The sequence below is a fragment of the Zetaproteobacteria bacterium genome, assembly GCA_003696765.1.
Lineage (GTDB): Bacteria > Pseudomonadota > Zetaproteobacteria > Mariprofundales > J009 > RFFX01.
On the sequence record RFFX01000073.1, the window covers coordinates 1 to 3,287 of the forward strand.

Genomic DNA, 3,287 nt, shown 5'->3' on the forward strand with positions numbered 1-3,287 from the left:
ACCAACCCCTTCCTGCGGCCGCTGGATGCCGCCTTCCGCCGCCGCATCGCCAAAACGGCGGGGATCGCCGACGATCCCCTGGCCGTGTTCACCTACTTACGCGCACGCAAGGATCGCTGCTGACCAACCACCCCCTACGCCGGACCGATGCAGGCCGCAGAAGCGCCTCCACGGGCCCGTTGCCCGGCCGGCGGCCAAAACCTGGGGCCATCATCCGCCCACCTCACCCACATTGCCCATGGGAGATCGACACGTTGTGGATCAACCTGGTGCCGGGAGCGGGGCTCGAACCCGCACGGGCAAGGCCCTCGAGATTTTAAGTCTCGTGTGTCTACCAGTTCCACCATCCCGGCATTCGGCCCTCCGCCCTCACAGCGCATGGGCCGCCAACCAGTCCCGCCCGCTGCCGAGATCCACCACCAGCGGCACGGAGAGCTCCTCGACCGACTCCATCACCTCCCGCGCCAGCCGGGCGACCCCGTCGGCCTGCCCCTCGGGCGCCTCGATCAACAGCTCGTCATGCACCTGCAGCAGCAGCCGCGCCTCGGGGAAACGGCGGGCGAGCGCGTCGTGCAGCCGGATCATGGCCATCTTGATCAAGTCGGCCGCCGAGCCTTGCAGCGGCCCGTTGATCGCCAGCCGCTCGGCATACTGCCGGCGCATGGCGTTGCGGTCGTGGATCCCGGGCAGTGGGATGCGGTGCCCCTTGATCGTCTCGACGAAGCCATCACGACGGGCGCGCTCCTTGCACGCCTCCATGTAGTCGCGCACCCGCGGGTAGCGGGCGAACCAGGCGTCGATGAACGCCGCCGCCGCCTTGCGGGTGATGCCCAGCTGCCGGGCGAGGCCGAAGGCGCTGATGCCGTAGATGATGCCGAAGTTGATCGCCTTGGCCGCGCGCCGCATCCCGCCGTCGACCGCCGCATCCGCCACGCCATGGATGGCGGCGGCGGTGGCGCGGTGGATGTCGGCACCGGCGCGGAAGGCGTCGATCAGCCCGGCATCGCCGGAGAGGTGGGCCATCAGCCGCAACTCGATCTGGGAGTAGTCGGCGGAGATGAGCAAGCGACCGGGGGGGGCGACAAAGGCGCGGCGGATCTCCCGCCCCTCGGCGGTGCGAATCGGGATGTTCTGCAGGTTGGGCTCGGAGCTGGAGAGCCGCCCGGTGGAGGTGACCGCCTGATTGTAGCTGGTGTGCAGCCGACCGCTCTCCCGGTCGATCTGCCGCGGCAGGGCGTCGCAGTAGGTCGACTTGAGCTTGCTGATGCTGCGCACCTCGAGGATCAGCCGCACCACCTCATGCAGCGGCGCCAGCTGTTCGAGCACCTCCTGCGTCGTCGACCACTGGCCGCTTTTGGTCCTCTTGCCGCCGGGCAGACCCAACCGCTCAAACAGCAGCACGCCGAGCTGACGCGGCGAATGGATGTTGATCTCCGACCCGGCCGTCTGCCGGATCTCCCGCTCCAGCCGCGCGATGCGCGCGCCAAAGCGATCGGAGAGGCGGGCAAGCAGTGCCACATCGAGCGCCACCCCGTGCCACTCCATCTCGGCCAGCACCCCGGAGAGCGGCAGCTCGATCGCGTCGTGCCGCGCCAGCCGCCCCTGCTCCACCAGTTCGTCGCGCAGCCGGCGGCAGAGACGCCAGGCCACCTCGGCATCCTCGGCGGCGTAGGGCAGCGCCCGATCGATCGCCACCCGATCGAAGCTGCGCTGGTTGCGCCCCTTTCCGACCACCTCCTCGAAGGGGATGCAGCGGTGGCCCAGATAGCGCTCGGCAACGTAGTCGAGCTTGGGTGGCTGCCCTCCCGGATCGAGCAGGTAGGCCAACAGCAGCGAATCGTAGCGCACCCCGGCCAGCTCGATGCCGGCACGGCGCAACACCTGCCGGTCGAACTTGAGGTTGTGGCCGCACTTGGCACGCCCGCCATCCTCCAGCAGCGGCGCCAGCCGCGCCAGCGCCTCGCCGCGATCGAGCTGACCGGGGAGCAGCGCCCCCTCCGCGTCGCGATGGCCGAGCGGTAGATACCACCCCTCCCCCGCCTGCACGGCGAACGAGAGCCCGACCAGATCGGCGGAACGGCATGCCAGGCTGTCGGTCTCGCAATCGACCGCGATCAGCTCGGCCTGCTCCAGCGCGGCGCAGAGCGCATCGAGCGCCGCCCGATCGGCCACCAGCCGATCGCTGCGCGCTCCATCGGCTTGGTCGGATCGGGCGACCGTCGCCGCCCCACCGACACCGAAGCGGTGGGCCAGCCGGCGCAACTGAAACCGGTCGAGCAGGGCACCCAGCGCCGCCCGATCGGGCGGACGCCGAGCCAGCTCGTCGAGCGTGCGCGGCAGCGGCACCGCATCGTCGAGCCCGACCAGCCGCCAGGCGGTGCGCGCCCGATCGGCCTGGGCCAGCAGCCGTTCGCGCCGCTTCTTCTGCTTGAGTCCGTCGGCCGCGGCCAGCACCCCCTCGAGCGTGCCGTACTCGGCCAGCAGCGCCGCCGCGGTCTTGGGGCCGATCCCCTCCACGCCGGGGATGTTGTCCGAGCTGTCCCCGGCGAGGGCGAGCAGCGCGCGGATCTGCGCCGGCGGCACCCCCCAGCGGGCACGCACCCCCTCGGCGTCGTACTCCTTGCCGCCGGCGGGGTCGATCTGGCGCACCCCCTCGCCGACCAGCTGCATCAGATCCTTGTCACCGGAGACGATGCTCACCCGCCAGCCACGCGCCCGCGCCTGCCGGGTCAGGGTGGCGATGACGTCGTCGGCCTCGAAGCCGTCGACACAGAGCAGCGGCAGGCCAAGCGCCGCGTTGGCCTCGATCAGATGGGGCCACTGCCGGCGCAGATCGTCCTCCATCGCCAGCCGGTTCTGCTTGTACTGCGGCAGCAGCGCCGTGCGCGCCTTCGACCCTCCCTCGGGGTCGAAGGCCACCGCCGCATGGCTGGGATCGAGCCGCTCGAGCGTGCTCCAGACCATCTGCAGGTAGTTGTGGAGCGCTCCCACCGGCATGCCGTCGGGGCGCTTCATTCCCAGATGCCGGGTGGCGAAGTAGGCGCGGAATGCGAGGTTGCTGCCGTCGAGCAGCGCCAGATGGGGCACCGACGCCCCGTCGCGGGCGCCCCGACTCACGCGGAAGCGGGCGCCTCGTTCAGCAGCGGATCGAGCCGACCGGCGCGATCGAGCGCATAGAGATCGTCGCAGCCGCCGATATGGCGGCCGTTGATGAAGATCTGCGGGATGGTGCGGGCGTTGTTGCTGCGCGCCATCATCTCATCGCGGCGGGCGGGATCGGCCTGTAC

General features: G+C 70.7%; 3 protein-coding genes and 1 tRNA gene. 1 reads left to right on the forward strand and 3 read right to left on the reverse strand.

The window, feature by feature from the left end:
• A partial coding sequence (locus tag D6682_06905) for a hydroxyacylglutathione hydrolase (GenBank protein RMH50408.1) occupies positions 1 to 123 on the forward strand: 123 nt, incomplete at its 5' end.
• A 144-nt stretch (positions 124 to 267) separates the two neighbouring features.
• Here D6682_06905 and D6682_06910 read toward each other — a convergent pair.
• From D6682_06910 to D6682_06920, 3 genes are all read right to left on the reverse strand, one after another.
• Positions 268 to 353: transfer RNA gene (locus D6682_06910), tRNA-Leu, on the reverse strand.
• 16 nt (positions 354 to 369) lie between these two features.
• Positions 370 to 3,087, reverse strand: coding sequence for a DNA polymerase I (gene polA / locus D6682_06915; protein RMH50410.1), 2,718 nt, complete (start codon positions 3,085 to 3,087; stop codon positions 370 to 372).
• Between the two features lie 26 nt (positions 3,088 to 3,113).
• Positions 3,114 to 3,287 (reverse strand): glutaredoxin 3 (locus D6682_06920; protein RMH50409.1); only part of this gene is annotated, 174 nt, incomplete at its 5' end.